The sequence below is a fragment of the Nonomuraea sp. NPDC050733 genome, from assembly GCF_040654215.1.
In the GTDB taxonomy this organism is placed as follows: Bacteria; Actinomycetota; Actinomycetes; order Streptosporangiales; family Streptosporangiaceae; genus Nonomuraea.
In genome coordinates, this window is sequence record NZ_JBFAHO010000042.1 from 48,635 (window position 1) to 72,312 (window position 23,678).

Below are 23,678 nucleotides of genomic sequence, written 5' to 3' on the forward strand. Positions count from 1 at the left end.
CCGCCCGGGCCCACAGCAGCCATGACCAGCGTCGAGGAGCAGGACGTGCACGACCCCCAGCAGCCCGCCGATGAAGGCACCCGCCTCGGGCGGCTGGCCGCCACCGTCGAGCGGCTGCGCCGTGAGGTGCGCGAGGCGCACGCTGCGGCGGACGGCCGGGCCCTGATCGAGCTGGCCAAGGGCATCCTGGTGGAGCGGCTGGGCTGCAACCCGGCCGAGGCCGCCAGGCAGCTCACCGCCCTCGCCGAGCGGGCCCGGCTCACGCAGCTCGAACTGGCCGCCGACATCGTCAACCAGGCCGCGCAGGACCGGCTGACCGAGGCGGCCAGCCAGTTCGTCAGCGCGGCCACCGGCCGCGAGGGCACGGCGCCCGGCCCGGGTGGCGGCGACCCCGGCGACCAGGCGTCGATCGCCGTACGGCTGCGCACCGCGGAGAGCGGGGTGCTCGCCGCGGACGACACCCAGTCGGTCAGCGAGTCGCTGCTCCAGCACGCGCTGTCGCCGCTCGGCGCCACGGCCGTCGCGGTGTGGGCGGCCGGCACGGACGGCTCGCTCACCCTGGCCGGCGCGGCGGGGTTCGCGGCCGGTGAGGCGCAGCGGTGGCGGTACGTGCCGCCCGGCGTCGCGACGCCCGCCAGGCAGGCGCTGGTGGAGCGGGGCACCGTGTGGTTCGCCGACCTGTCGGAGTTCGGGCTGCCGTCGATCGGCCACCAGCCCTCGGAGAGCGGCGGCCGGGTCGCCGTCCCCGCGGGCACCGGAGGACGCATCCTCGGCGTGCTGGAGATCGCCTGGACGCATCGCCTCCAGCCGCAGCCGCAGGCGGTCCGGCGGCAGGTGGAGGCGCTGGCCGAGCTGATCGCCCACACCCTGGAGGGGCACCCGGCCCTGCAGGCGGCCCCGCGCCCGCCCCAGTCGGAGCTGATCGACCTGGCCGACGGCCTGCACGACCCCGCCCTCGTCCTGCGGCCCCACCTCGACGCCGACGGACGACTCGTCGACTTCCTCATCCAGCACACCAACTCGAACTTCGTCGACTTCGCGGGCCGCCCCCGGGCCGCGGTCAACGGCGCGCTGTTGCTGGAGGCGTACCCGATGGCGGCGGGCGAGGGCGGCCTGTTCGAGAAGGTCGAGCGCGTCCACGCCACCGGCGAGGCGTTCCGGGCCGAGCGGATGCCGTTGACCGCCATCATCGACCAGGTGCCGCTGACCGCCGTCGCCAACGTCAGCGTCAGCCGCCACGGCGACTGCGTGCTGCTGGTGTGGCGCGTGCTGGACGAGGCGGCGCGGGTGGCGGGGCTGCTCCAGCACGCGCAGCGGCTCGGCCGCATGGGCGGCTTCGAGGAGAACGTCGTCACCGGCGAGATCACCTGGAACGGCCAGCTCTTCTCCCTGCTCGGCCTGCCGGCCAACGCGACGCCCATCCCGCTCCAGCAGCTCCCGCGGCACGCCCACCCGGACGACGGGGTCGCCCTCGGCCGCTTCCTGCGCGGGTTGCTGCACCACCAGCGGCCCGCTTCCACCGCCTTCCGGCTCCAGCGCTCCGACGGGGTGTCACGGCACATCCGGGTGGTCGCCGAGCCGGTGCTGGACGCCCACGGGCGGCTGCTCTGCGTGCGGGGCGCGTACCAGGACATCTCCGCACAGCACTGGACGGAGGTGGCGCTCGCCGCGACGCGTGACCAGCTCGCGCACAGCGAGCAGCAGGCGGCCGAGCACAACCGCCTGGCTCTCCAGCTCCAGCAGGCGATCATGCCGCCCACGCACGGCCCGATCGAAGCGTTCGACCTCCGGATCGCCGTCCGTTACCGGCCCGCCGAGGAGGAGGCGCTGGTCGGCGGCGACTGGTACGACTGCGTGGTGCTGCCGTCCAAGCAGGTGCTGCTGTCGCTCGGCGACGTGGCCGGCCACGGCATCGAGGCGGCCACCGGCATGGTCGTCCTGCGCAACGCGCTGCGCGGCCTGGCCACCACCGGCGCCGGGCCGGCGCAGCTCCTCACCTGGCTCAACCTCGTCGCCCACCACCTGACCGAGCAGGTGACGGCGACGGCCGTCTGCGCGCTGTTCGACCCGGAGACGCGGGTGCTGCGCTGGGCCAGGGCCGGGCACTTCCCGCCGATCATGCTGCGCGACGGCGAGTCGTCGGAGCTGCCGATGATCGACGGCGTCCTGCTGGGGGCGCTGTCCGAGGCCAGGTACGACGAGGGCAGCGTCCAGCTCCTCAAGGACGACGTGCTGCTCATGTACACCGACGGGCTCATCGAGCGGAAGGACCGCAGCCTGGAGCACTCCCAGCGGCAGCTCCTCACGGTCGCCAAGGCGGAGGTGTCGTCGCTGGAGCAGCGGCTCGACCACCTGCTCACGTACAGCAGGTCCGACACGGACGACGACACCTGCGTCATCGGCATCCAGCTCCGCTGACAGCACCGCGCCGGCACAACCACCGGTCTCGCCTGGCCGGGGCACGCGCGGCGGTCGCGGAGCCGGCGCGCTATTCGACGCGCTCGGCGTTGGAGTCGTAGCCGCCCCCGCCCGGGCAGACCCAGGCCCCGGTGAGAGTGCGGTCGTCGGGGCTGAAGACGCCCCGGAAGTAGGCGGGGGAACGGTCGTCAGGGGTGTCGGGGCAGGGTCATCGGGGCGAAGCCGAGATCGGCCAGCGCGGCCGCGCCGCGGGCGGCGTGCTCACCGCCGGCGAGCACCAGGGTCCGCGCCGACTGATAGCGGCAGCCGGCGGTGTCGAACGCGGCTGCCGTGGCGAGCAACCGCTCCTGATCATTGTCGAGCAGCGCTTGGGCCCGCTCCACCAAGGCACCGGCGACCGGGTTGCCGGCCACGACGGTCCGAGCCTTGGCCACACGGTCGCCGGCATCGGGGCTCCCGGCGAGCACGGTAGCTTCGGCGCGCAGCGCCACATACCAGTGCAGCCAGATCCACGTGACCCATTGCCACACCTCGCCGGGCTCAGGCGCCAGCCGCTCCAACGCCTCCGATGCCCGCCCACGATGGAGCAGAAGCATCGCGTCGAAGATCGCCCCGTAGCCGTTGGCATTTCCCGGTGAGGGGTCGAGCTGATTCAGGACGGTGCTCCATTCGCGCCAGGCATCCTGGTCGCCGCGGAGACCGTGGATCGCCGCCACCGCAGCCGCCGGCGGACCGAGGACAGATCTGGCAGGGCTGCCGGACCGCTGCCACGCGTCGAGGAACCGGACACTGCCGGTGAGTGTCTCCTCGACGTTGCCCGCCAACGCGTCGGCCACCAGTAGCCAGCACGTGGCACGATGGCCGACCTCCGCCAGCAATGGATGATCCGCGAGTTGTCGTGCCCCCCGGCGGGCACCCGGCAGGTCGCCCGTGCCGAGGCTGGCCTCGGTGGCCTCGCCGAGCGCCTCGATCAGCTCGTGGGTACCGGCCGGGGTATCGGGTGTGGAGGAGAGGAGCGTGACCCGGCGCCGGGCCGTGCCGGCGGCGGCGAACGTGTCACCAGCCCAGCTCTGGGCGCAGGTGAGCGTATCGAGCGCGGCGGACTCGGCGAGCGGGTCACCCGTGCGGTGAGCGAGTTCGACCGCTCGTTCGGCGCGTGCGATCGTCACCCGCACCGCGTCGCCGTCCAGGCCCTGCGCGGCGCCGATCTCGGTGAGCGCCCGCCCAGCCTCAGCCAGGGCCACCGCTGCCTGGGCAGCCGGGTCGTCGCCGGCCAGCTCCCGCGCCTGGGTGATGAGCCCGATCGCCTCTTCCTGCGGAAGCTTCCCTGCGAACTTGCCGGAGAACCGGTAGGCGTTGGCGGCGGCGGTCGCCAGGTCACAGGCGGCGCCGGCGGTGTCGCCGGACCGGCGGGCGGCGTCCGCGGCCGCGCGGAGCAGGCGGTACATGTCATCACCGTGCATCCGGCAGCCGGCCACGGCCGCGGCATGTCGGAGCATCGACGCGCAGGCGTCGTCGTCGTCGGCGAGCGCGGCGGCCTGCTCATAGCGCCCCTGGGACTCGCCGATCAGGTGACGGGTGAAGGTCAGCTCCGCCAGGTGGCGGGCAAGATCGTGCGCGTCCGTGCGGTGCTCCGGCCGGTCGGCGGCCCACGCCAGGGCCGCACGCAGATCGTCCGCCACCGCGTCGAACCCGGCCCGCCAGTCCTCCCGGGCCACCGCCAGCTCCGCGGCCCTGGCCAGGCACCAGCGAATGTGGCGGGATCGAGTGTCGACCAGCTCACCGGCCTCGGTCAGCCGCTCCACCCCGTACTGGCGGATGGTCTCCAACGCCCGGTACTCCGTCCCGCCCGGGGACGCCGTCACCACCAGCAGGCTCTGTTCGGCCAGCCGGGCCAGTCCCTCGGCGGCAATGCCTTCCTCGCCCCCGGCCACCTCCGCCGCCGCCATGGCGGTGAACGGCGCCACGAACACCGACACCCGGCGCAGCAGCTCCTGGTCGGTCGGCTCCAGCAAGGCGTGGCTCCAGTCCAGCGCCCCTCGCACCGAACGGTGCCGCTCATCCGCACGAGAGCCACCGGTCAGCATCCGCAGCGGGTGGGACAGGGCAGCGGTGATACCGTCCACCCCGAGCGTGGAGCACCGGACGGCGGCCAGCTCGATCGCCAGCGCCATCCCATCCAGCCGCTCACAGATCGCGGCGATCTGGTCGCGCAGTGCGGGATCCAGCGACCGGCCCACCGCCGCCGCCCGCTCCATGAAGAGCGCCACCGCGTCCGAATCACCATCGACGGGCAGCGACAGCGGCGGTACCGGATACACCCGTTCGAAGGGCACCATCAGCCGTGCCCGGCTGGTCGCCAGCACCGTCACCCGAGGGCACGTCGCCAGCAGCCGCTCGAGAAACAGCGCCACCCCGTCCACCACGTGCTCGCAGTTGTCCAGCACCAGCAGCGCATGACGGTCGGCCAGCGCCGCGACCACGGACTCGGTCATGCCACGGCCGGGCTGCTCACCGAGGCCGAGCGCCCCGGCGACCGCGGTGGCGACCAGGTCCGGATCGGTGACTGGAACCAGGACGACGAACCACACCCCGTCGACGTACTCGTCGGCGGCCTCCGCGGCCACCGCCAACGCCAGCCGGGTCTTGCCCACTCCGCCGGGACCGACCGCGGTCACCTGACGGTGTGCCTTGATCTTCTCGGTCAGCTCGGCCCGCTCGCTCCCCCGGCCGACGAACGAGGTCAGCGGGGCCGGCAGCACCGGTGCCGGATGCGACGGGCCGGCGCCGGCCGGCTCGGGCGCGCGCTGGGCGAGCGCCCGCCGATCCGGCACCTCCAGCTTGCGCAGCAGCGAGGAGACGTGACTCTCCACGGTACGCACCGAGAGGCACAGCCGTGCCGCGATCTCGGCGTTGCTGAGATGGGCCCCTACCAGTTCCAGCACCTCGGCTTCCCGAGGTGAGATCTCCGCTCCTGTCACCACTGCCCCAGTGTGCCGCATCCCCTCCCTCCCATCCGCAATGGCCACCGTGCGCGATCCGTGCCGTTGATCCGTGGTCGGGGTCCGTGGTCGGGTTCCGTGGTCGCCACGGATGTGGACCGGCCAGGCCGGGAGGAAAGCTGTGCATACGAACACAGCGGGTCGATGTGACCCACAACCACAGGAGTGACCATGACCGGCTCCCCCGCCCACGGGATCAAGACCGTCCTGCACCCCGTGTCCGACCTGGCCAAGGCCAAGGCCGTGTACGAGGCGCTGCTCGGCGTCCCACCGCAGACCGACTCGGTCTACTACGTCGGGTTCGAGGTCGGGGGCCAGCACATCGGGCTGGTACCGGGCGGCGGGCCGCAGGGCATGACCGCGCCGGTGACCTACTGGCACGTGCCGGACATCGAGGCGCGGCTGTCCGAGTTGGTGGCCGCCGGCGCCACCGTGACCGAGGCCGCGCACGAGGTCGGCGGCGGCCGCCAGGTGGCCACCGTCACCGACCCCGACGGCAACGTCCTCGGCCTCCTGCAGGACAACTGAGCACCTGCCCCCTGTCAGGTCCGCCGCCCGGCGGGCGCCCTCAAGACGACCAGCCCATCGCATCCAAAGGAGCCCTCCCATGACCTCCCTCGCCTCCGTCACCCTGGAAGTCCCCGACGCGGCCGCCGCGGCCGGCTTCTACGACGCCGCCGGGCTGAGCCCGTACGTGGACGTGCGCGCCTCGGACGCGCCGACGTCCGGCTTCCGCGGGTTCGCGCTGTCCCTCGTGGCCTCCCAGCCCGGCAACGTCGACGCCCTCGTCGCCGCCTGCCTCGACGCCGGCGCCACCACGCTGAAGCCGGCCACGAAGAGCTTCTGGGGCTACGGCGCCGTCGTACGCACCCCGGACGGGACGATCTGCAAGATCGCGACCTCGGCCAAGAAGGACACCGGCCCCGCCACCCGGCACATCGACCAGGCCGCACTCCTCCTCGGTGTGGCCGACGTCAAGGCCAGCAAGCGCTTCTACGTGGAGCGCGGCCTCGCCGTGGCCAAGAGCTTCGGCGGCAAGTACGTACAGTTCGACACCCCGTCGTCGGCCGTCACGCTGGCGCTCTACCCGCGCCGCGCCCTCGCCAAGGACGCCGGCGTCCCCCAGGAGGGCACCGGCTCGCACCGGATCGTCATCTGCGGCGATGCCACGTCCTTCACCGACCCCGACGGATTCGTGTGGGAGAGCACCTCCATCTGAGGCAGGCGAGGGGCCGCCCTCGCGCCGTGATCAAGCAGGCGCGAGCCGATGGCCGGGGTCACCCAGGTGAACCGGCAGGGCAGCCGGCAGCGCCCGCGGTTCGGCGGGCAACCCGATCGAACCGCCGATGTATTCGAATCTCCCGCCTCGCGCATCGATGGGTCGCGCAGGTGGCACGACAGCGAGTTCCCCGACCAACCCGATATGAAAGGCAGTGACAGGACATGAACCGGACCGCCAGTGAGAGCCTGCTCAGCGTCAAGGACATCGAGCAGCGGCCCAGGGGGCGCGGAACATGGTTCACGCTCAACGGCGCACTTTGGTCGCTTCAAGCTCTGTTCGGCTTCTTCTTCGCCGGCAGCGGTTTCGGCAAGGTGCTGCTGTACGACGGAGCTCTGTATGCGGCAGCGCCCCGGGCCGTGGCCTGGTACGCCGCGGTGTCGCAGCCCCTGATCGTCTTCATCGGGGTCTGTGAGGTGCTCGGCGGCATCGGCCTGATCCTGCCGGCGATGACAGGGGTCAAAGCGAAGCTGACGCCGCTCGCCGCCGTTGGACTGGCGGTGACGATGATCCTCGCGGCTGGTTTTCATGTCACGCGCAGCGAATACGAGCTGGTGCCCGCGAATCTCCTGCTGGGCGGCGTCGTGGCGTTCATCGCGGTCGGGCGATGGAAGCTGAGGCCCATCGCGCCCGCGATCATGACCACTTCACGCGTACTCAAGTCGCTCGCCGTCCTCGGCGTACTGACCCTCCTGGCATTCGCTCCGACGTGGTACACGATGACCAACGTCCAATTCTGATCACCTGCGCCGGCAGGGGCGGCACTTACCTGAGAGGTAATCGACGCGCCTCACGGTCTCGGTGAGACTGGCCTGGCACCACGTTCTAGGGACAAGGGACATGCCATGACCAGGAAGATCGTCGAAGAGCTGCTCGGCCGCATGGCCAAGGGGGACCACGACGGGGCCGCCGAGCTGTTCGCCGAGGAGATCGACTGGCAGCTCGACTGGCCGGAGGAGGGGCACCCCGCCGTGCCGTGGATCCGGCGGCGCACCGGCCGGAGTGACGTGGCCGGACATTTCCGGATGTTGGCGGAGTACCACGTGCCCGAGCTGAACGGCACCTCGGTCACGCGCATCCTGGTGGACGGGCCCGACGCGGTCGTGCTGGGGCACATCAGGCAGACCGTGCGGGCGAACGGGCGGGCCTACACCTCGGCCTTCGCGCTCCACCTCACGGTCGAGGACGGGCTGATCACGCGGTACCACATCTACGAGGACAGCCTCGCGGTGGCGCGCGCCCTCACCGCCGACACCGACATTTCCGAATAATTCCGCTTTTATCCTTAGACAAATCCCGGCAAATGCGTCTGTACGGCGAGAAATGCGGCGCTGACCGTCAGGCATATTCGCCCGGAAGCCCGTCGGCTTCCCGTCGGCTTCCCGTCGGCCGACCTGGACGCCCCTCGGCCACCACTGCCTGACGATGACCGGGCGAACACCCGGGCCCTGGTCGCCGGGGTGCCTCGGCCCGAACGGGGACGCGCACCGACCGGCCCGTCCTCCGCCGCGGCCGCTTCGCCGCGAGATCCGGGTCACGGACGCCGGTGCTCAGCCGCTCGCCATTTCAATCCACCGGGCGGCATCATCCTGATGATTTTTGCGTCGCCGCGCCTTTACCGAGGAAGGCGAAACACCCGCCACTAATCCTTATTGACGTGTTGGAGCTGGAAATCGTTGGCGGCGTGCATTAGTGGGGATACGCTCGTTATCACAGCCCGGCGGGGTCCATCGGACCACAACCAGCGGACCCCGCCGGACCATTACCCACCCGAAGGAGGGCGTCATGCCGAAGTCCTCTCGCCACCTCAGGATCAGGATCGACGGAGAGTTTCGCGTACGACCGCCGCGCCGCACGTTTCTCGTCGTCAGCCTGATCGCCGTCGTCGTGGCCATCGTCCTGGTGGCCGGTGACAACGCGACGGTCCAGCTCTTCCTGTGACCGGCGGCGCAAGGCCGCCCGCCCTCGCGGTGAGCGGCCTGATGCGCCGGCGCACACGCCGACGACGCGCCCGTACGGGACGACTCCGATGCAGCTCATGATACCTCGGAGTTCGGAAAACAAAGGGCCGCGCCGCTCGTCGACAACGGCCTTGTTCAGGCCGCTTACATTCCGAAGATTTTCCGCCGTCCACAGTTAGCCATTATCCCCCCGCATTTTCCGGCAGGCCGGGTGACGAGCCCATTGTCCGTCACCCGGAACGCCGGCTGTCATAGGCGGCCTGCGCCTCCAGCACCTCGGGCATGTCCGCCTCCAGTTGCTCGATGAGGGCGAGCAGCCGCGCGGCGGCGCGTTCACCGAGCGGCGTGAGGCTGTAGTCCACCCGCGACGGGAAACCCTCACGGGCGCGCCGGTCGACGAATCCGTCGCGTTCGAGCAGTTGCAGCGTCTGCGTGAGCATCTTGTCGCTCACCCCGTCGACGCGGCGGCGCAGCTCGTTGAAGCGCATGGCGTGCTCGTGCAGGCCGAGCAGCACCAGGGGACCCCAGCGGCCGGTGATGTGCTCGAAGGTCGCGCGGGAGGGGCAGGCGCGGGCGAAGACGTCGAACTCAAGCGCCGGCAGAGTCCGCTCCGCCTCGGCGGCGGGCTGTGCGAGTGCGTCCATGCCCTGATGCTACCTCTTGGTTAGCACTTACTTTAAGTTTGCGCTTTCTCGGAGAAAGTGCCATGGTGGGTCACGAACGCCCCGCCACGAAAGGGATCACCATGTACGTCGTCACCGGAGCCACCGGCGCTCTCGGCCGCCTCGCCCTTCAGCAGCTGCTCGACCGGGTCCCCGCGGACCAGGTCGCGGCCGTCGTACGGGACAAGGACAAGGCAGCCGACCTGGCCGCCCGCCGGGTCGAGATCCGCGTCGCCGACTACGACGACCCGGCGAGCCTGCGCGGTACCTTCGCGTCCGGCGACCGGGTGCTGTTCATCTCCGGCAACGAGGTCGGGCGGCGCGCCGCCCAGCACCAGGCGGTCGTGGACGCCGCCAAGGAGGCCGGGGTCGCCCTCCTCGCCTACACCAGCGTCCTCGGCGGGCCGAAGGCCGACTTCGACCTGCCCCGCGAGCACCAGTACACCGAGCAGGCGATCCTCGACGCCGGCGTTCCCTACACCTTCCTGCGCAACGGCTGGTACACCGAGGTCTACACCGAGGGCCTCGGCCAGGTCCTGGAGCGGGGCGCCCTCGTCGGCAGCGCCGGCCGGGGCCGGGTCGCCTCGGCCGCGCGCGCCGACTACGCCGCCGCCGCCGTCGCCGTGCTCACCGGCGAGGGCCACGAGAACAAGGCGTACGAGCTGAGCGGCGACGTCGCCTGGGACCTGGACGAGTACGCGGCCGAGGTGTCCCGGCAGTCCGGCAAGGAGATCACGTACCGGAGCGTGACCCCCGAGGAGCACCGGGAGATCCTCACCGGCGCCGGTCTGCCCGAGCCGATCGTCGCCCTGCTGCTCGACATCGACGACGCCATCGCGCGCGGGCTGCTGGCCAGGACCAGCGGCGAGCTGTCGCGGCTCATCGGCCGCCCGACGACCCCGCTGTCCGACAGCATCGCCGCCGCCCTCCGCTCCTGACCTCGCCGGACTCCCCGGCGGGCGCCTCCCGGCCCGGCGACCCCTCGAACGGGGGCGGGCCGCCGGTCTAGGCTGGGGCGCATGCGCGTAGTGGTGATCGGTGCCAGTGGTCACATCGGCACCTACCTGGTCCCCCGGCTGGTCGACGCGGGTCATGAGGTGGTGGCCGTCAGCCGCGGCAAGCGTGAGCCGTACACCCCCCACGGCGCCTGGTCCCGGGTCACCACCGTGACCGCAGACCGCGAGGCGGAGGAGGCGGACGGAGCGTTCGGCCGGCGGATCGCCGGCCTCGACGCCGACGCGGTCATCGACCTCATCTGCTTCACCGAGGACAGCGCCCGGCAGCTCGCCGAGGCCCTGACCGGGCGCGTGCGCCACTTCCTGCACTGCGGCACGATCTGGATCCACGGTCCCAGCACCCGGGTGCCCACCACCGAGGACCGGCCGCGCCGCCCCATCGGCGAGTACGGCCGGCAGAAGGCGGCCATCGAGTCGTACCTGCTCGACCGGGCGCACCGCGACGGGTTCCCCGCCACGCTGATCCACCCGGGCCACATCACCGGGCCGGGCTGGGTTCCGGTCAACCCGGCGGGCAACCTCGACATCGGCGTGTTCCAGGCGCTGGCCGACGGCGACGAGGTCACGCTGCCCAACCTTGGCATGGAGACGGTCCAGCACGTCCACGCCGACGACGTGGCGCGGCTGTTCATGGACGCACTGGCCGGCCCGTCGGCCTCCGTCGGCGAGAGCTTCCACTCCGTCGCCACGACCGCGCTCACGCTGCGCGGCTACGCCGAGGCGGTGGCGGGCTGGTTCGGCCGCGAGGCGCGGCTGGCGTACCTGCCGTGGGAGCGCTGGCGCGAGACGGTGCCGGAGGAGCACGCCCGCGTCACCTACGACCACATCGCGCACAGCCCTCACTGCTCGATGGAGAAGGCCGCGCGCCTGCTGGGCCACCGCCCGCGCCACACGTCGCTGGAGGCCGTCGCCGAGGCCGTCGACCGGCTGGTACGGACAGGCCGCGTCACCACCTGACCGGGCCGGTCAGTGCCCGGCGACCAGCGTCTTCAGCAGGATGACGACCAGGCCGAGCACCAGGTTGGTCAGCGCCGACACCACGACCACGCCTTTGCCCGAGCCCACCGTGACCGCCGCCGCGACGGCCCATCCCACCTGCGTGGCCACCGCCACACCCAGCGCCACCCAGGCGGCCACGCTGTCCGACAACCCCAGCACCGAGGCCAGCGCGGCGGCCATGGCCGGTGGGAACGCGGCCTGGGCCAGCGGCCAGTCGGCCCGTCCCGCCGCGCGGATCCGGCGCCACGTCAGCGGGTGCAGGCCGTGCTCGACCAGCCGGACGTACACGTGCGCGATCCAGAACACCACACCCGTGCTGATCAGCAGGACCACGAGGTCGGCGACCGAGGACGGCGCGCCGGCCGCGCTTCCGGCGACCACGGACGCGGCCAGCAGCGAGCCGTACACGGCTCCCCCGATCTCGACCCGCTCCGGAGCCTCGTCCGTGTCTCGCGCGTTCATGACAGCAGTGTCGTTGCCGTTCCGCGCAGTGGCGGGGCGGCGTGCCCGGCCATGCACAGATTTGGGACGGTCCAGGAGGGTGAGGCTAGGAAAGGGCGCGGACCGTGGCGGTGAAGACGCCCGGGAGGCGCTGGGCGGCCGGCACGACGAGGCGGGCCGTGCCCGGGCGGCTGGCCGCGTACACCAGGGCTCCCGTGAGCAGCCGGTGCGCCCGCGACAGCCGCAGCCACGCCCGCTCGTACTCCTGGGGCCTGCCCTGCCGCAGGCAGCCGACCAGTGACCGGGCGCACCGCACCGCCAGCGAGACCCCCTCGCCGGTGAGCGCGTCGGTGTAGCCGGCGGCGTCGCCCACCAGCAGCACCCGTCCGGCGACGCGGGCCCGCACGCGCTGGCGCAGCGGCCCGGCGCCGCGCACCGCCGTCGCGGGCGCTTCCCGCAGGCGGGCGCGCAGGGCCGGGAACGCGTCGAGGTGCTCGGCGTAGCCGTGCCGGCGGGTGCTCAGGATCGCCACCCCGACGAGGTCGCCGGCCACCGGCGTCACGTACGCCTCGCCGCCGCCGGACCAGTGGACCTCCACGTGGTCCGTCCACGGGGCCACGCGGTAGTGCCTGCGCAGCCCGTACCGGCGCGGGCCCCCGTCGGGCAGCCCGAGGCCGAGCGAGCGGCGGATCGGCGAGTGCAGGCCGTCCGCCGCGACGAGCCACCGGGCGCGCAGCCCGCCCGCCTCGACGCCCTCCCGGTCCTGGGACACGGACGCGATCCGCCCCGTGACGGTCTTGACGCCCAGCTCGGCGGCCCGCCGGGCGAGGGCGGCGTGGAGCACGGTCCGCCGCACCCCCAGCCCCTCGGCGGCGTGGAACGGGGCGCGGGCGGAGTGCCGGCCGTCGAGGTAGTGGATGCCGCGCAGCGGCCGACCCGCGAGCTCCACGCCCATCGCGGTCAACGCCGCCACCCCGCCGGGCATCAGGCCCTCGCCGCACGCCTTGTCCACCGGCGTGGCGCGCGGCTCCACGACCACCGCCTCCATCCCGGCCAGGGCCGCGTGGATGGCGGTCGCCAGGCCGGCGGGGCCGCCGCCGGCCACGAGGACGTCGATCACGTGACCGCCCGCCCGCCGGCGGTGGCCAGCGCCGTGTTCTCGCAGCGGATGCGGACGACCATCAGCACCGCGTTGAGCAGCGTGAACGCGAGCGCGGTGACCCACGCCGTGTGGACGAGCGGCAGCGCGGCGCCCTCCACGACGACGGCGACGTAGTTGGGGTGCCGTAGCCACCCGTGCCGGTACGGCCCGCGCGTCACGAGCGGCAGCCCCGGCACCACGATCACCTGCGTGTTCCAGCGCGGGCCGAGGGACGTGATGCACCACCAGCGCAGTGCCTGGGCGGCGACGACGAGGACCAGCATGGGCCAGCCCAGGGCGGGCAGGAACGGCCGGTCGGCCAGGGCGACCTCCAGCGGCGCGCCGACCAGCAGGCCGGTGTGCAGGGCCACCATCCACGGGTAGTGGCCCTGACCGGTGACGACGCCGCCGCGTTCGAGGCTCCATCGGGCGTTGCGGCGGGCGATGCGCAGCTCGGCCAGGCGTTCCAGGCCGACGAGCAGGATGAGCGTCAGATACCAGAGCATGGCCACTCCCGGCGCGGTGGAGCGAGATCGGCGGACTTCGGAGACACGGCTACCAGCGGAGACACGGTCACCAGCGGAGCAGGACGAGCTCGGAGCAGAAACCGGGCCCCATGGCGAGCAGCAGCCCGTACTCCCCCGGCTCCGGCCGGCGCTCGTCGAGCGTTTCACCCAGGACGTGCAGAACGGAAGAGGACGACAGGTTTCCGTTGGCGGCCAGGGAGCGCCAAGTCAGGTCCAGGGCCCCGTCCGGCAGGTCGAGCACGTCGGCCACGGCCTCCAGCACCTTCGGGCCGCCGGGATGGCACACCCAGACGGCCATGTCGCGGGCGGTGAGCCCGTGCCCGGCGAGGAAGCCCCGCACGTCGTCGGCCAGGTAGCGCCGCACCATGTCCGGCACACTGGCGTCGAGCAGCACGCCGAACCCCGTGTCGCGCACCTCCCACCCCATGACGTGCCCGGAGTCGGGGTACAGGTGGCCGAGCGTGGCCACCACCGTCGGCCCGCGCGCCTCCCGCTCGCCGCCGCAGGCCACCACGGCCGCCGAGCCGTCGCCGAACAGCGCGCTCGCGACCAGGTTGGCGGGCGAGGAGTCGCCGCGTTGCACGGTCAGCGAGCACAGCTCGACCGACAGCAGGACCGCCACATGGCCGGGCCAGCCGCGCAGGTAGTCGTGCAGCCGGGCGATCCCCGCCGCCCCCGCGACGCAGCCGAGCCCGAACACCGGCACGCGCTTGACGTCCCGCCGCAGGCCCAGCCGGTCGACCAGGCGGGCGTCCACCGAGGGCGCGGCCACGCCGGTCACCGACGCGAACATGATCATGTCCACGTCCTCCGGCTCCAGCCCGGCCGCCTTGATCGCCCCGCCCACGCTCTCCGCGCCCAGCTCGACGGCCGTGGCGATGTACGCGTCGTTGGCCGCGCCGAAGCCGTCGATCTTGTCGTAGTCCTCGATCGGGAGCGCGAGGTTGCGGAAGTCGACGCGGGCGCTGCGGTGCAGCCGGTCGAGCAGCCGCCGGTCGCCGCCGTCGGGCAGGCACATCCGCGCCGCCATGTCCGTCAGCTCAGCCTGGGGGTAGCGGTTGGGCGGGAAGGAGGTGCGGACGGCAGCGATACGGGTCATATGGGCTCTCCGGCTCGTGGCGCTGTACGACTCCGACCTTCCGGACGCTTCCCTCCCGAGCGCCCGCTAAGCCATCGCAATGACCACAATCCCTTGTCCCTTCGATCATCGATCGGCGGTGGGACGAGGGCGTGGGGATCTCGGCGGCGGGCAGGGGGCGGCCTACGATCGGGGGGTGACGGGTGGTGAGGCGGCGCGCGTGAGCGGAGTCCGGCGGGTGGCCGGCGGGCTGGCGCGGGCGTGCCATCCCGGGCCGACGGTCGCGGTGACGTCCCTGGTGACCGCGCTCGCGGTGGCGAGCGGGCGCGACGCGGCCGGGTGCGCGCTCGTGGCGGCGGCCGTCCTCACCGGGCAGCTCTCGGTCGGCTGGTGCAACGACGCGGTGGACGCCCGCCTCGACGTGGCGGCCGGACGCTCCGGCAAGCCGATCGTGGACGGCGCGGTCAGCGCGCGGACCGTCCGGAACGCCGCGTTCGCCGCGCTGCTGCTGTGCGTGCCGCTCTCGCTGGCGTCCGGCCTGCTCGCCGGGGCCGCGCATCTGATCGGCGTGGGCGCCGCGTGGGCCTACGACCTGGGCGTGAAGGCCACGATCCTGTCGTGGGTGCCGTACGCGGTGGGGTTCGGCTCGCTGCCCGCCTTCGTGACGCTCGGCCTGCCGGGACACCCGTGGCCGGCCTGGTGGGCGGTGGCGGCCGGGGCCCTGCTGGGGTGCGGCGCCCATCTGGCGAACGTCCTGCCGGACATCCCGCACGACCTGGCGGCGGGGGTGCGCGGGTGGCCGCAGCGGCTCGGCGTGGAGCGCACGCGGCTGCTGGCCCCGCTGCCGCTGCTGGCGGCCACGTGGCTGCTGGTCTTCGCCCCGCCGGGTGACGCGGGCGCCGCCGGGTGGCTGGCGGTGGCGGTGACGGGCGTGATGGTGGTCGCGGGCACGCTGCTGCACGGGCGGGCCGCGCGGGCGCCGTTCGCGGCCGCGATCGGGGTGGCGGCGGTGGGCGTCCTCGTGCTGCTCGCCAACGGCCCCGCCCTCACCGCGTGACGCCGCACCGGCCCGGGGCTGTTCACCGGCCGTGAGGCGGTTCACCGGCCGTCGGACGGTCACCGGCCGTGGAACGGCTCACCGGCCGTGGAACGGCTCACCGGCCGTGGGACGTACGGAGGAGGCCGGACACGGAGTCGCGCAGCCAGCGGCGGGCCACCGCGAGCGCCATCGGCAGCGGCACCATCCCCGCCCCCAGCCCCACCTCCACCAGCAGGTCGAACACCTCCTTGCGGCGCGCCGCCGTGCCGATGGCGGCGTCGATGAACCCCGGCGACTGGGCGAGGCGGGCCAGCACGTCGGTGGTGCGCAGGTGCGGGCCGAGGGCCGCGCGGAGCTTGCGCCGGTAGACGGGCAGCGGGTCGCCGGGCGCCTCGACGGCCGCCTCCCCCGCCAGCCGGCCCGACAGCAGGGCGTAGTAGATGCCCTCGCCGGTGAGCGGGTTGATCAGGCTGGCGGCGTCGCCGGCGAGCATGACGCGGCCCGCGCCGGGTGCCGGCCGTCCGGACGACAGCGGCAGGTGGTGGGCGCGCAGGTCCCGGGCCGGACGGTCGGGAAGCAGCTCGGCGAGGCGGCCGTGCAGCACCTGCCGCCCGGGCGGCCCGACGGCGTGCAGGCGGGGCAGCAGCATCCCGAACCCGACGTTGGCGGTGCCGTCGCCGATGGGGAACGACCAGGCGTAGGCCGGCCAGCCCTCCTTCTGCATGGCGATGAGCTGGGCGTCCTCGGAGCCGGGCACGTCGGCGTACCCGCGTACGGCGATGGCGGTGTGCTGGGCGGTGTTGGCCGCGATGCCGGCGAGGCGGCGGAGCGTGGAGTGGGCGCCGTCCGCCGCCACGACGGCGCGGGCCGCGATGTCGGTGTCGATGACGGTGTACGGCCCGCTCTGGTCGATCGCGCGGACGCGATGGCGGCGGACCTCGACGCCCCGCGCGCGGGCGGCCTCGACCAGGCGGGCGTCGAACACCCGGCGCGGCACCACGTGGTTGGGCCGGGCCGCCTCCGCGCTGACCCGCGCGCCGCTCGGGGACACCACCGACAGGCGGGAGGTGGGCCGGTAGTCGTCGATGAGGCCGGGCAGGCCGAGCAGTGCCAGCTCGTCCCGGCCGTGGGCCGCGATGCCGTCGCCGCACGCCTTGTCGCGCGGGAAGCCGGACTTGTCGAGCAGCAGGACGCGCGCGCCGGGGCGCAGTTGCGCCGCCCGCAGCGCCGCCGCCGCTCCCGCCGGGCCGCCGCCGACGACCACCAGATCCCAGACGTCGTTCACAACGGGTCTGTGCCACGCCCGCCACCGCCGAAACCGGCCGGCCGGTGACGGAGTGCCCTCCTCCGGTACGGCCGGGCGCCCGTCGCCGCCCCGGGCCGGGGTCAGTCGTCGCCGTCGCGGGTCCCGGAGCCGGCCGGTGTCACGTCCTCCGCGGGCGGGCGGGGCCCGGGGACCTGGTGGTCCTGCTGGTGCGAGGCGGGGAGGGCGCCCTGGGCGACGTGGGCGAGGGTGATCTCCGACAGGAGCGTCTCCTCGTGGTCCCGCAACGCGCTCCACACGTCCGCCAGGGGCCGTGCCACCCCTGGATACCCTCCGTGGTCACCCCCCTCCGGCACGCCCTCCACCACCGTGATGATGTCGGCCAGGCTGATCTGGTCCTTGGGGTGGGCGAGCCAGTAGCCGCCGTCGGGGCCGCGCTGGCTGTGCAGGAGCCCGGCGCGGCGCAGTTGGAGCAGGATGTTGTCGAGGAACTTGCGGGGAATGCCCTGGGCCGCCGCGATGCGCTCGGCGGGCACCGGCCCGGGTGGGGCGGCGGCCAGCTCTGCGGCGGCTCTCAGGGCGTACTGGGTCCGGGCGGAGATCCGCATATCGCTCAGTTGGTCACCTGGTGGAGGCCCCAGCGGCGGCGCAGGGCGTCGTCGGCGACGCCGAACAGCCGGTCCACGAAGATGCCGATGACCAGAATCACGATCATGGTGGCGAGCAGGCCGGGCGAGTCGGCCAGCTCGCGGGCGAAGTGCAGCTGCTCGCCCAGCGACGGCCGGTTGGCGATGATGACCAGCAGCTCGCCGGCCATCAGCGAGCGCCAGGCGAACGCCCAGCCCTGCTTGAGCCCGGCCAGGAACGACGGCAGCGAGGCCGGCAGGATGACGTGCCGGTACAGGGCGAGCCGCCGGAAGCCGAGCATGTGCCCGGCCCGCAGCAGGATCGGCGGCGTGTAGTCGACTCCGGCGATCAGGCCGTTGGCGACGGACGGCGCGGCGCCGAGCACCACCACGAACAGGATGGCGCTCTCGCTCAGCCCGAACAGCAGGATCGCCAGCGGGAACCAGGCGATGGACGGCATCGTCTGGAGCCCGGTGATGAGGGAGCCGACGGCGCGGCGCAACGGCCGGATCCGCGACACCAGCGCCCCGACGACCAGCCCGACGGCGATCGCCAGCGCGAACCCGACGACGGCGCGGCGCATGGTGACCGACAAGGCCTGGTAGAACTCGGCCTCGCCGAGCCGGTGGGCGAGCTCGGTGAACGTGGTGACCGGTCCGGCGAAGACGTACTCGGGCCACCAGCCGGCCAGCACGACGAGCTGCCAGGCGGCGAGCACGAGGGCGACCGCCAGGGCGACGGGCCACGCGCCCGCCCAGGCGCGGGTGAGCAGGCCGGCGCGCCTGGCCGGGGCGAGCTCCAGGGCGTCGAGCCCGGCGATCTGCCGGGCGTGCGTGTCAGCGGCCATCGGGGACGACCTCCTGGACGCGGGGCTGCGTGGAGCCATGGCGCATGACCTCCTCGCGCAGGCGCCGCGTGATCTCGCCGGCCTGCTCGGCGACCTCGGCCGAGTCGGTACGGCGGGGCCGGGGCAGCGTGACCGGGAAGTCCTCCACGACCCGGCCGGGACGGCTGGACAGCAGCACGACCCGGTCGCCGAGCCGGACGGCCTCGCGCACGTTGTGGGTGACGAACAGGACGGCGAGGTCGCGCTCCCGCCAGATGCGCTCCAGCTCGTCGTGGAGCAGGTCGCGGGTCATCGCGTCGAGCGCCCCGAACGGCTCGTCCATGAGCAGCACGTCGGCGTCCTGGGCGAGGGCCCTGGCCAGCGCCACGCGCTGCCGCATGCCGCCCGACAGCTCGTGCGGCCGCTTCCTGCCGAACCCGCCGAGGTGCACGATGTCCAGGAACTCCGCCGCGCTGTCCCGCCGCTCCTGCCGGCTGAGGCCCTTGGCCCGCAGCGCCATCTCGACGTTGGCCGAGACGGTCAGCCAGGGGAACAGCGCGGGCTCCTGGAACATGAGCGCGATCCGGTCGCGGTCGACGTCGATGCGGCCGGCGGTGGGCGCGTCAAGGCCGGCGACCAGGGAGAGCAGCGTGCTCTTGCCGCAGCCGGAGGCGCCGAGCAGGCACACGAACTCGCCGGGCGCGACGTCGAGGGCCACGTTGTCCAGGGCCAGCAGTCCCGCCTTGCCCTGCCCGTAGATCTTGGAGACGGCCTGGAGACGGACGGCGGGCTCCTGCCCGCCGACCCGCCCGCCGGCCTGCTCCGTGAGCGGAGCGGTCATGGCACCTCCCTGAGTTGTCCGGGACGTTCACTTGTCCGAGATGGCCGACTCGCCCTTGGCGGCCAGGACCTCGTTGAGGATCTTGAGGTCGTAGATGCCGTTCAGGTCGACCGGGTCCAGCAGGCCGACCTTGGTGGCGTGCTCGGCGCTGCCGACCAGCGACGAGGCGATCGGGTCGTCGGTGAAGGTGATGTTCTTGAACGCGCTGTCGAGGACCTCGGGCTTGAGCGGCTTGCCGGTGAGCTTCTCCAGCGCGGCGTTGGCGGTCTTGGCGGCGCCGGCCGGGTCGGACTTGATCAGCGCGTTGGCCTCGACGTGCGCCTCGATGAGCTTGCGGACCGTGTCGGGGTGCTCCTTGAGGAACTCCTGCCGGACGATCAGGTGGGTGATGACGAACTGCTTGCCGGGCCACAGGTCGCGCTCGTCCACGAGGACCTTGCCGCCGCTCTCCTTGATGAGGCGGCTGGCGAACGGCTCGGGCACCCAGGCGCCGTCGATGTCGCCGGTGGCGAACGTCTGGATGGTCTGTGAGTTCTCCTGCGGGACGATGTGCACGTCGCCGCCGCCCTTGGTGTCGGTCTTGATGCCCTTCTCGCTCAGCCAGTAGCGCAGGGCGACGTCCTGGGTGTTGCCGAGCTGCGGCGTGGCGATCTTCTTGCCCTTGAGCTGCTCGGGCGAGGTGATGCCGGGCTTGACGACGAGGAACACGCCGCCGGAGGCCGCCCCGGCGACGATCTTGATGGCCTGGCCCTTGGACTTGGACCAGGCATTGATGGCCGGGTTGGGGCCGACGTAGGTGGCGTCGATGGCGCCGGAGAAGACGGCCTCGATCGCGGCGGGGCCGGCGTTGAACGTGCTGGTCTTGAGCGTGGTGCCGCTGCCGAGGTGCTTGGCGAACAGCCCCTTCTCGACGCCCACGAGGGCGGTGGCGTGGGTGATGTTCGGGAAGAACCCGAGCCGCACCTCAGCCGGCGCGGCGCCGGCCTTGCTGTCGCCGCCGGACCCCCCGCAGGCCGCGGTCAAGGTCGTGAGTGCCAGAGCCGCCATGGCGGCCACCACTCCGCGAAGCCCGCGAGCGTTCATCGGTTCTCCCTATTTCCCACTTATTTAGTAGATATAATGTGTTTATAGGGCCGCGCGGGCGTGGAGTCAAGCCGGGGGTACCAGCTGGCTTCGGATTTCAGACGTGCTTCAGCAGCAGCAGGGCGATGTCATCGGTGCGCTGCTGGACGTCGAGCGAGTGGTCGATGAGCGTCTGCGCGACCATGGCCAGGGGGCGGCCGGCGCTGCGGGTGAGGCGCCGGCCCAGGGCCTCCATGCTCTCGCCGATGTCGACGCCCGGCACCTCGATCAGGCCGTCGGTGTAGAGGGCGAGCAGGGAGCCGGGCGGCAGTTCCAGCTCCAGCGTCGGATAGTCGGATTCCGGGTCCAGCCCGAGCAGCAGCCCCGAGGGCATGTCGATGATCTCCGCGGGCTCGCCGGGCCGGCACAGCAGGGGCGGGAGGTGCCCGGCGCTGGCCAGGCAGGCGGTGTGCCGCTCCAGGTCGAGGTTGACGTACAGGCAGCTCGTGAACAGGTCGGGCGCGAGGTCGATGAGCAGCCGGTTGGTGTGGTAGAGGACCTCGCCGGGGCTCGCGCCGGCGGTCGCGTGGGCGTGGATGGCGGTGCGCACCTGCCCCATGAGGGCCGCCGCGGTCATGTCGTGGCCCTGGACGTCGCCGATGACGGCGGCGGCCGTGGTGTCGTCCAGGCTGATGAGGTCGTAGAAGTCGCCGCCGATGTCCATGCCGCGGGTGGCGGGCAGGTAGCGGGCGGCCACGTCCAGCCGCGGGACGGCGGGCAGCGTGCTGGGGAGCAGGCTGGCCTGGAGGGCCTCGGCCAGGCGGTGCTTGACGTCGTAGAGCCGGGCGCGTTCCAGGGCCTGGGCGACGAGCCCGGCCAGAGAGGTGAGCGTGGCCCGCTCGTCGGCGGTGAAGGCACGCGGGCGCGCGTACGAGAGCACGCAGGTGCCGATCGGGCGGTCGGAGGCGATGAGCGGCAGCACCGCCCACGCGGACATGCCGGGCTGGCGTATCGCGTCGGAGTGCCGCGCGGCGAGGTCGTCCCAGTTCTCGAAGAACGCCGCCTCGCCGGTCATCATGACGTGCTGGCTCGCGGTGTGCGCGGTGAGCGGCAGGCCGTCGAAGTGGTCGATGATCTCCGTCTCGTAGTTGTGGGAGCCGACCACCAGCATCCGGCCGTTCTCGGCGAGCAGGATGGCCATGCCCTGGGCGTCGCAGAGCACCATGACCTGCTCGCTGACGAGGTCGACGACGTCCTGGACGGTGACGGCCCGGGTGAGGGTCGCCGCGAGGTGGACCAGGTTGTAGAGCGTGTCCGCCCGGATCGGCCGGATCAGCGGCTCGGTCACCCCGGGCGGCTCCTGGAGGGCCGGTCCCGGGACGGGGACGACGCGGACGCTGATGCCGAGGAGATCGGAGTGCATCTCGAAGGCGAGCCGCTCGCCGCGCGGGTTGCGGGCGGTGAACGCGGTGACCTGGTTGCTGAGGGCGGCGGCCCGGTAGTGGTCCTCGAAGACCGGGTCCCGCAGCCACGGCAGCACGTCCCAAGGCCGGGCCCCCAGCAGCTCGGACACCTTGCCGCCGAGCATGTCGGCCGCGCGCTGGGTGATGAACGTGACGCGGCCGTCCATGTCGAGGGCGTAGCAGCCCTCCGGCAGCCGGTTGACGTAGTCGAGCGCGGCCAGCGCCTCCTCCATGTCCGGGGTGCTCCCGCGGGCGGCGACGAGGAGGCGGGGGCGCTCGCCGGGCACGACGCGGCGACCGGCCTCGGCGGCCCGCCGCAGCAGCACGCCCATCCTGCGGCAGGTGATCTCGATGACGTCCCGCTCGTGCCGGTTGAGGTGGGAGGCGTGCGGCGATGGCCACAGGAGGAGCAGCGTTCCCCAGTTGTCCGGCTCGGTGTAGATGGGCGCGGCGGCGGTCGAGAAGCTGTACGGCAGGACGAGCGCGGCGTCCGGGAAGTGCCGGGCCATCTCCTCCTGGCCGGGCACCCAGATCAGGCGCCGTTCGCGCAGCGCGTTGGAGGCGGGGGCCAGGTGCTCCAGGCGGAGCCTGGACCACTGACTGGCAATGGGTGAGGGAAGCCCGATCGCCACCTCCAGGCGCAACATGTCCTGGCCGGGGGTGAGGAGGTAGACGCCGCCCATGTGCGCTCCGGTGTTCCCCACGGCGTGGGCCAGCAGCTCGTCGAGTCCCGGCAGGTCGTCTCCGAGGCCGAAGTGGTAGCTGGCCTGGTCTCGCATGGGCGGCGCCTCACTCTCGAAGTGAGCTCAATACCCGAAAAATGCCTATATAGGACAATATGCCCGAGTCGCCCCTGACGGGCACCCCCCGACCCCTTACTCAGGACCGACGGCCCGGCGGCTACCCTGCGGCCATGCACACGCCGACCGCCCCCGCAGGCGTCTCCGAGCTCACGCCTCGGCTCATCCGAGCCGAGATATTCGTGGTCTTCGCCGTGTCGCTCGGCGCGAGCGGCCTGGTGGCGCTCGTCCGCCTGGTGGGCGCCCTCACGGCCCCGAAGGAGCTCAAGGGCCAGCGCGCCGTGCTCACCCCCTCGCTCGCGCCCGGACGACCCTGGCTCGACCTTGTGCTCCAGCTCGTGGACATCGCCATCACAGTGGCGCCCGTCGCCCTCGTCGCCTACCTGCTCGTCCGCTCCGGCGAGTCGATGCGCGCCATCGGCGCAGACGCCCGCGAGCCGGGCCGCGACCTGCGGCGCGGCGCGGCGCTCGCGGCCGTCATCGGCGGCACGGGGCTGGCGTTCTACCTCGCCGTGTACGCCGCCGGGGTCAACCTCACGGTGGTCGCCGGGGCCCTGCCCGACGAGTGGTGGCGGGTGCCGGTGCTGGTGCTCGCCGCCGCGCAGAACGGCGTGCTGGAGGAGGTGCTGGTCGCCGGCTACCTGCTGCACCGGCTGGCGCAGGCCGGCCACGGCCCCTGGCGGTCGCTGGTGATCTCGTCGCTGCTGCGCGGCTCGTACCACCTGTACCAGGGGTTCGGCGGGTTCGTCGGCAACGTGGTGATGGGGCTGGTGTTCGGCCGCCTCTACCAGCGGTGGGGCCGGGCGATGCCGCTGATCGTGGCGCACACGCTGATCGACACCGTGGCCTTCGTCGGGTACGCGCTGCTGCACGGCAAGGTGAGCTGGCTGCCCTGACCCCGCCTGTGACCCCCGCGTCCGGACGCGGGGATCACAGGCGGGATGGAGCTTCGTCAGAGGCCGTAGCGGCTCTTCAGGTGGCGCCACCAGTCGCGCAGCATCCACGCGTCGAACTCGGTGATCGAGGTGGCGCTGCCGGCCTTCATGATGAAGCAGCACTGCCCCGTGGGCGTCCAGTCGTAGAAGTCGTCCAGGCCGAACGAGTGCCCCATCTCGTGCAGCAGGATGTGGATGTTGTCGGCGTTGAGGTTGCTCATGTAGTACTCGCTGCCGATGCGCTGGCCCCAGTCGCCGCCCGCGCCGCCGCCGAAGCCGGCGGTGAGCCACAGCGAC

Annotated in this window: 23 protein-coding genes; 10 read left to right on the plus strand and 13 right to left on the minus strand. The window is 72.9% G+C overall.

Features of this window, described 5'->3' with window-relative positions; translation table 11 throughout:
• The first annotated feature begins 21 nt into the window (after nt 1–21).
• The gene (locus AB0H64_RS37945; RefSeq protein ID WP_357634706.1) at nt 22–2,418 is read left to right on the plus strand and encodes a SpoIIE family protein phosphatase; all 2,397 of its coding nucleotides are present in this window, start codon (nt 22–24) and stop codon (nt 2,416–2,418) included.
• A gap of 188 nt (nt 2,419–2,606) precedes the next feature.
• On the opposite strand, the gene AB0H64_RS37950 is transcribed toward AB0H64_RS37945, so the two are convergent.
• Complete coding sequence (locus AB0H64_RS37950) at nt 2,607–5,420, minus strand: LuxR C-terminal-related transcriptional regulator (RefSeq protein WP_357634707.1); 2,814 nt, start codon at nt 5,418–5,420, stop codon at nt 2,607–2,609.
• A gap of 171 nt (nt 5,421–5,591) precedes the next feature.
• Here AB0H64_RS37950 and AB0H64_RS37955 point away from each other — a divergent pair, with 171 nt between their 5' ends.
• The 5 genes from AB0H64_RS37955 (at nt 5,592) to AB0H64_RS37975 (ending at nt 8,640) form a co-directional block, all read left to right on the plus strand.
• Nucleotides 5,592–5,948, plus strand: coding sequence for a VOC family protein (locus AB0H64_RS37955; protein WP_357634709.1), 357 nt, complete (start codon nt 5,592–5,594; stop codon nt 5,946–5,948).
• 79 nt (nt 5,949–6,027) lie between these two features.
• Entirely contained in the window at nt 6,028–6,639 is a 612-nt protein-coding gene (locus tag AB0H64_RS37960; RefSeq protein ID WP_357634711.1) for a glyoxalase, read from the plus strand.
• A 224-nt stretch (nt 6,640–6,863) separates the two neighbouring features.
• The gene (locus AB0H64_RS37965) at nt 6,864–7,439 is read left to right on the plus strand and encodes a DoxX family protein (RefSeq protein ID WP_357634714.1); all 576 of its coding nucleotides are present in this window, start codon (nt 6,864–6,866) and stop codon (nt 7,437–7,439) included.
• 105 nt (nt 7,440–7,544) lie between these two features.
• On the plus strand, nt 7,545–7,970 hold the full coding sequence (locus tag AB0H64_RS37970; protein WP_357634715.1) for a nuclear transport factor 2 family protein: 426 nt from the start codon (nt 7,545–7,547) through the stop codon (nt 7,968–7,970).
• A 514-nt stretch (nt 7,971–8,484) separates the two neighbouring features.
• Nucleotides 8,485–8,640: a hypothetical protein gene (locus AB0H64_RS37975; protein WP_357634718.1), complete on the plus strand. Its 156-nt coding sequence runs from the start codon at nt 8,485–8,487 to the stop codon at nt 8,638–8,640.
• A gap of 250 nt (nt 8,641–8,890) precedes the next feature.
• Here AB0H64_RS37975 and AB0H64_RS37980 read toward each other — a convergent pair whose 3' ends face one another.
• Nucleotides 8,891–9,304: a helix-turn-helix domain-containing protein gene (locus AB0H64_RS37980; RefSeq protein ID WP_357634720.1), complete on the minus strand. Its 414-nt coding sequence runs from the start codon at nt 9,302–9,304 to the stop codon at nt 8,891–8,893.
• A 62-nt stretch (nt 9,305–9,366) separates the two neighbouring features.
• On the opposite strand from AB0H64_RS37980, the gene AB0H64_RS37985 reads away from it, so the two are divergent.
• Both AB0H64_RS37985 and AB0H64_RS37990 read left to right on the plus strand, forming a co-directional pair.
• Entirely contained in the window at nt 9,367–10,260 is an 894-nt protein-coding gene (locus AB0H64_RS37985; protein WP_357634723.1) for an SDR family oxidoreductase, read from the plus strand.
• 81 nt (nt 10,261–10,341) lie between these two features.
• Nucleotides 10,342–11,295, plus strand: a complete 954-nt coding sequence (locus AB0H64_RS37990) for an NAD-dependent epimerase/dehydratase family protein (RefSeq protein ID WP_357634726.1) — start codon at nt 10,342–10,344, stop codon at nt 11,293–11,295.
• Between the two features lie 9 nt (nt 11,296–11,304).
• On the opposite strand, the gene AB0H64_RS37995 is transcribed toward AB0H64_RS37990, so the two are convergent.
• From AB0H64_RS37995 to AB0H64_RS38010, 4 genes are all read right to left on the minus strand, one after another.
• Nucleotides 11,305–11,799 carry a hypothetical protein gene (locus AB0H64_RS37995; protein WP_357634729.1) on the minus strand — a complete coding sequence of 165 codons (495 nt, stop codon included), beginning with the start codon at nt 11,797–11,799 and terminating at the stop codon, nt 11,305–11,307.
• 85 nt (nt 11,800–11,884) lie between these two features.
• A complete protein-coding gene (locus AB0H64_RS38000) occupies nt 11,885–12,898 on the minus strand; it encodes an NAD(P)/FAD-dependent oxidoreductase (protein ID WP_357634732.1) in 1,014 nt (337 codons plus the stop codon).
• Entirely contained in the window at nt 12,895–13,425 is a 531-nt protein-coding gene (locus tag AB0H64_RS38005) for an isoprenylcysteine carboxyl methyltransferase family protein (RefSeq protein WP_357634735.1), read from the minus strand. Before AB0H64_RS38005 ends, AB0H64_RS38000 begins: the two co-directional genes overlap by 4 nt.
• 67 nt (nt 13,426–13,492) lie before the next feature.
• Nucleotides 13,493–14,545: a 3-oxoacyl-[acyl-carrier-protein] synthase III C-terminal domain-containing protein gene (locus AB0H64_RS38010; protein ID WP_357634737.1), complete on the minus strand. Its 1,053-nt coding sequence runs from the start codon at nt 14,543–14,545 to the stop codon at nt 13,493–13,495.
• Nucleotides 14,546–14,720: 175 nt separating this feature from the next.
• Between AB0H64_RS38010 and AB0H64_RS38015 the strand changes: the two genes are divergently transcribed.
• The gene (locus AB0H64_RS38015) at nt 14,721–15,581 is read left to right on the plus strand and encodes a UbiA family prenyltransferase (protein WP_357634740.1); all 861 of its coding nucleotides are present in this window, start codon (nt 14,721–14,723) and stop codon (nt 15,579–15,581) included.
• A 97-nt stretch (nt 15,582–15,678) separates the two neighbouring features.
• Here the strand turns inward: AB0H64_RS38015 and AB0H64_RS38020 are convergent, their stop codons facing one another.
• The 6 genes from AB0H64_RS38020 to AB0H64_RS38045 form a co-directional block, all read right to left on the minus strand.
• A complete protein-coding gene (locus AB0H64_RS38020) occupies nt 15,679–16,848 on the minus strand; it encodes an NAD(P)/FAD-dependent oxidoreductase (RefSeq protein WP_357634742.1) in 1,170 nt (389 codons plus the stop codon).
• Nucleotides 16,849–16,949: 101 nt separating this feature from the next.
• The gene (locus AB0H64_RS38025) at nt 16,950–17,435 is read right to left on the minus strand and encodes an Rrf2 family transcriptional regulator (RefSeq protein ID WP_357634743.1); all 486 of its coding nucleotides are present in this window, start codon (nt 17,433–17,435) and stop codon (nt 16,950–16,952) included.
• A 5-nt stretch (nt 17,436–17,440) separates the two neighbouring features.
• Nucleotides 17,441–18,301 carry an ABC transporter permease gene (locus AB0H64_RS38030; RefSeq protein WP_357634745.1) on the minus strand — a complete coding sequence of 287 codons (861 nt, stop codon included), beginning with the start codon at nt 18,299–18,301 and terminating at the stop codon, nt 17,441–17,443.
• Nucleotides 18,291–19,121, minus strand: a complete 831-nt coding sequence (locus AB0H64_RS38035) for an ABC transporter ATP-binding protein (protein ID WP_357634747.1) — start codon at nt 19,119–19,121, stop codon at nt 18,291–18,293. Before AB0H64_RS38035 ends, AB0H64_RS38030 begins: the two co-directional genes overlap by 11 nt.
• A 27-nt stretch (nt 19,122–19,148) precedes the next feature.
• Entirely contained in the window at nt 19,149–20,204 is a 1,056-nt protein-coding gene (locus AB0H64_RS38040; RefSeq protein ID WP_357634749.1) for an ABC transporter substrate-binding protein, read from the minus strand.
• 97 nt (nt 20,205–20,301) lie between these two features.
• On the minus strand, nt 20,302–22,425 hold the full coding sequence (locus AB0H64_RS38045; RefSeq protein WP_357634752.1) for a SpoIIE family protein phosphatase: 2,124 nt from the start codon (nt 22,423–22,425) through the stop codon (nt 20,302–20,304).
• A gap of 134 nt (nt 22,426–22,559) precedes the next feature.
• Here AB0H64_RS38045 and AB0H64_RS38050 point away from each other — a divergent pair, with 134 nt between their 5' ends.
• Nucleotides 22,560–23,342, plus strand: coding sequence for a CPBP family intramembrane glutamic endopeptidase (locus tag AB0H64_RS38050; protein ID WP_357634754.1), 783 nt, complete (start codon nt 22,560–22,562; stop codon nt 23,340–23,342).
• Nucleotides 23,343–23,398: 56 nt separating this feature from the next.
• On the opposite strand, the gene AB0H64_RS38055 is transcribed toward AB0H64_RS38050, so the two are convergent.
• The coding region (locus tag AB0H64_RS38055) for a hypothetical protein (protein ID WP_357634756.1) at nt 23,399–23,678 on the minus strand (280 nt) is incomplete at its 5' end.

Bases quoted from the DNA above. Each gene is read 5' to 3' on its own strand.
- AB0H64_RS37945 (WP_357634706.1), top strand. From the start codon at position 22: ATGACCAGCGTCGAGGAGCAGGACGTGCACGACCCCCAGCAGCCCGCC.
- AB0H64_RS37950 (WP_357634707.1), bottom strand. From the start codon at position 5,420: ATGCGGCACACTGGGGCAGTGGTGACAGGAGCGGAGATCTCACCTCGG.
- AB0H64_RS37955 (WP_357634709.1), top strand. From the start codon at position 5,592: ATGACCGGCTCCCCCGCCCACGGGATCAAGACCGTCCTGCACCCCGTG.
- AB0H64_RS37960 (WP_357634711.1), top strand. From the start codon at position 6,028: ATGACCTCCCTCGCCTCCGTCACCCTGGAAGTCCCCGACGCGGCCGCC.
- AB0H64_RS37965 (WP_357634714.1), top strand. From the start codon at position 6,864: ATGAACCGGACCGCCAGTGAGAGCCTGCTCAGCGTCAAGGACATCGAG.
- AB0H64_RS37970 (WP_357634715.1), top strand. From the start codon at position 7,545: ATGACCAGGAAGATCGTCGAAGAGCTGCTCGGCCGCATGGCCAAGGGG.
- AB0H64_RS37975 (WP_357634718.1), top strand. From the start codon at position 8,485: ATGCCGAAGTCCTCTCGCCACCTCAGGATCAGGATCGACGGAGAGTTT.
- AB0H64_RS37980 (WP_357634720.1), bottom strand. From the start codon at position 9,304: ATGGACGCACTCGCACAGCCCGCCGCCGAGGCGGAGCGGACTCTGCCG.
- AB0H64_RS37985 (WP_357634723.1), top strand. From the start codon at position 9,367: ATGGTGGGTCACGAACGCCCCGCCACGAAAGGGATCACCATGTACGTC.
- AB0H64_RS37990 (WP_357634726.1), top strand. From the start codon at position 10,342: ATGCGCGTAGTGGTGATCGGTGCCAGTGGTCACATCGGCACCTACCTG.
- AB0H64_RS37995 (WP_357634729.1), bottom strand. From the start codon at position 11,799: ATGAACGCGCGAGACACGGACGAGGCTCCGGAGCGGGTCGAGATCGGG.
- AB0H64_RS38005 (WP_357634735.1), bottom strand. From the start codon at position 13,425: ATGCTCTGGTATCTGACGCTCATCCTGCTCGTCGGCCTGGAACGCCTG.
- AB0H64_RS38010 (WP_357634737.1), bottom strand. From the start codon at position 14,545: ATGACCCGTATCGCTGCCGTCCGCACCTCCTTCCCGCCCAACCGCTAC.
- AB0H64_RS38025 (WP_357634743.1), bottom strand. From the start codon at position 17,435: ATGCGGATCTCCGCCCGGACCCAGTACGCCCTGAGAGCCGCCGCAGAG.
- AB0H64_RS38030 (WP_357634745.1), bottom strand. From the start codon at position 18,301: ATGGCCGCTGACACGCACGCCCGGCAGATCGCCGGGCTCGACGCCCTG.
- AB0H64_RS38035 (WP_357634747.1), bottom strand. From the start codon at position 19,121: ATGACCGCTCCGCTCACGGAGCAGGCCGGCGGGCGGGTCGGCGGGCAG.
- AB0H64_RS38040 (WP_357634749.1), bottom strand. From the start codon at position 20,204: ATGAACGCTCGCGGGCTTCGCGGAGTGGTGGCCGCCATGGCGGCTCTG.
- AB0H64_RS38045 (WP_357634752.1), bottom strand. From the start codon at position 22,425: ATGCGAGACCAGGCCAGCTACCACTTCGGCCTCGGAGACGACCTGCCG.
- AB0H64_RS38050 (WP_357634754.1), top strand. From the start codon at position 22,560: ATGCACACGCCGACCGCCCCCGCAGGCGTCTCCGAGCTCACGCCTCGG.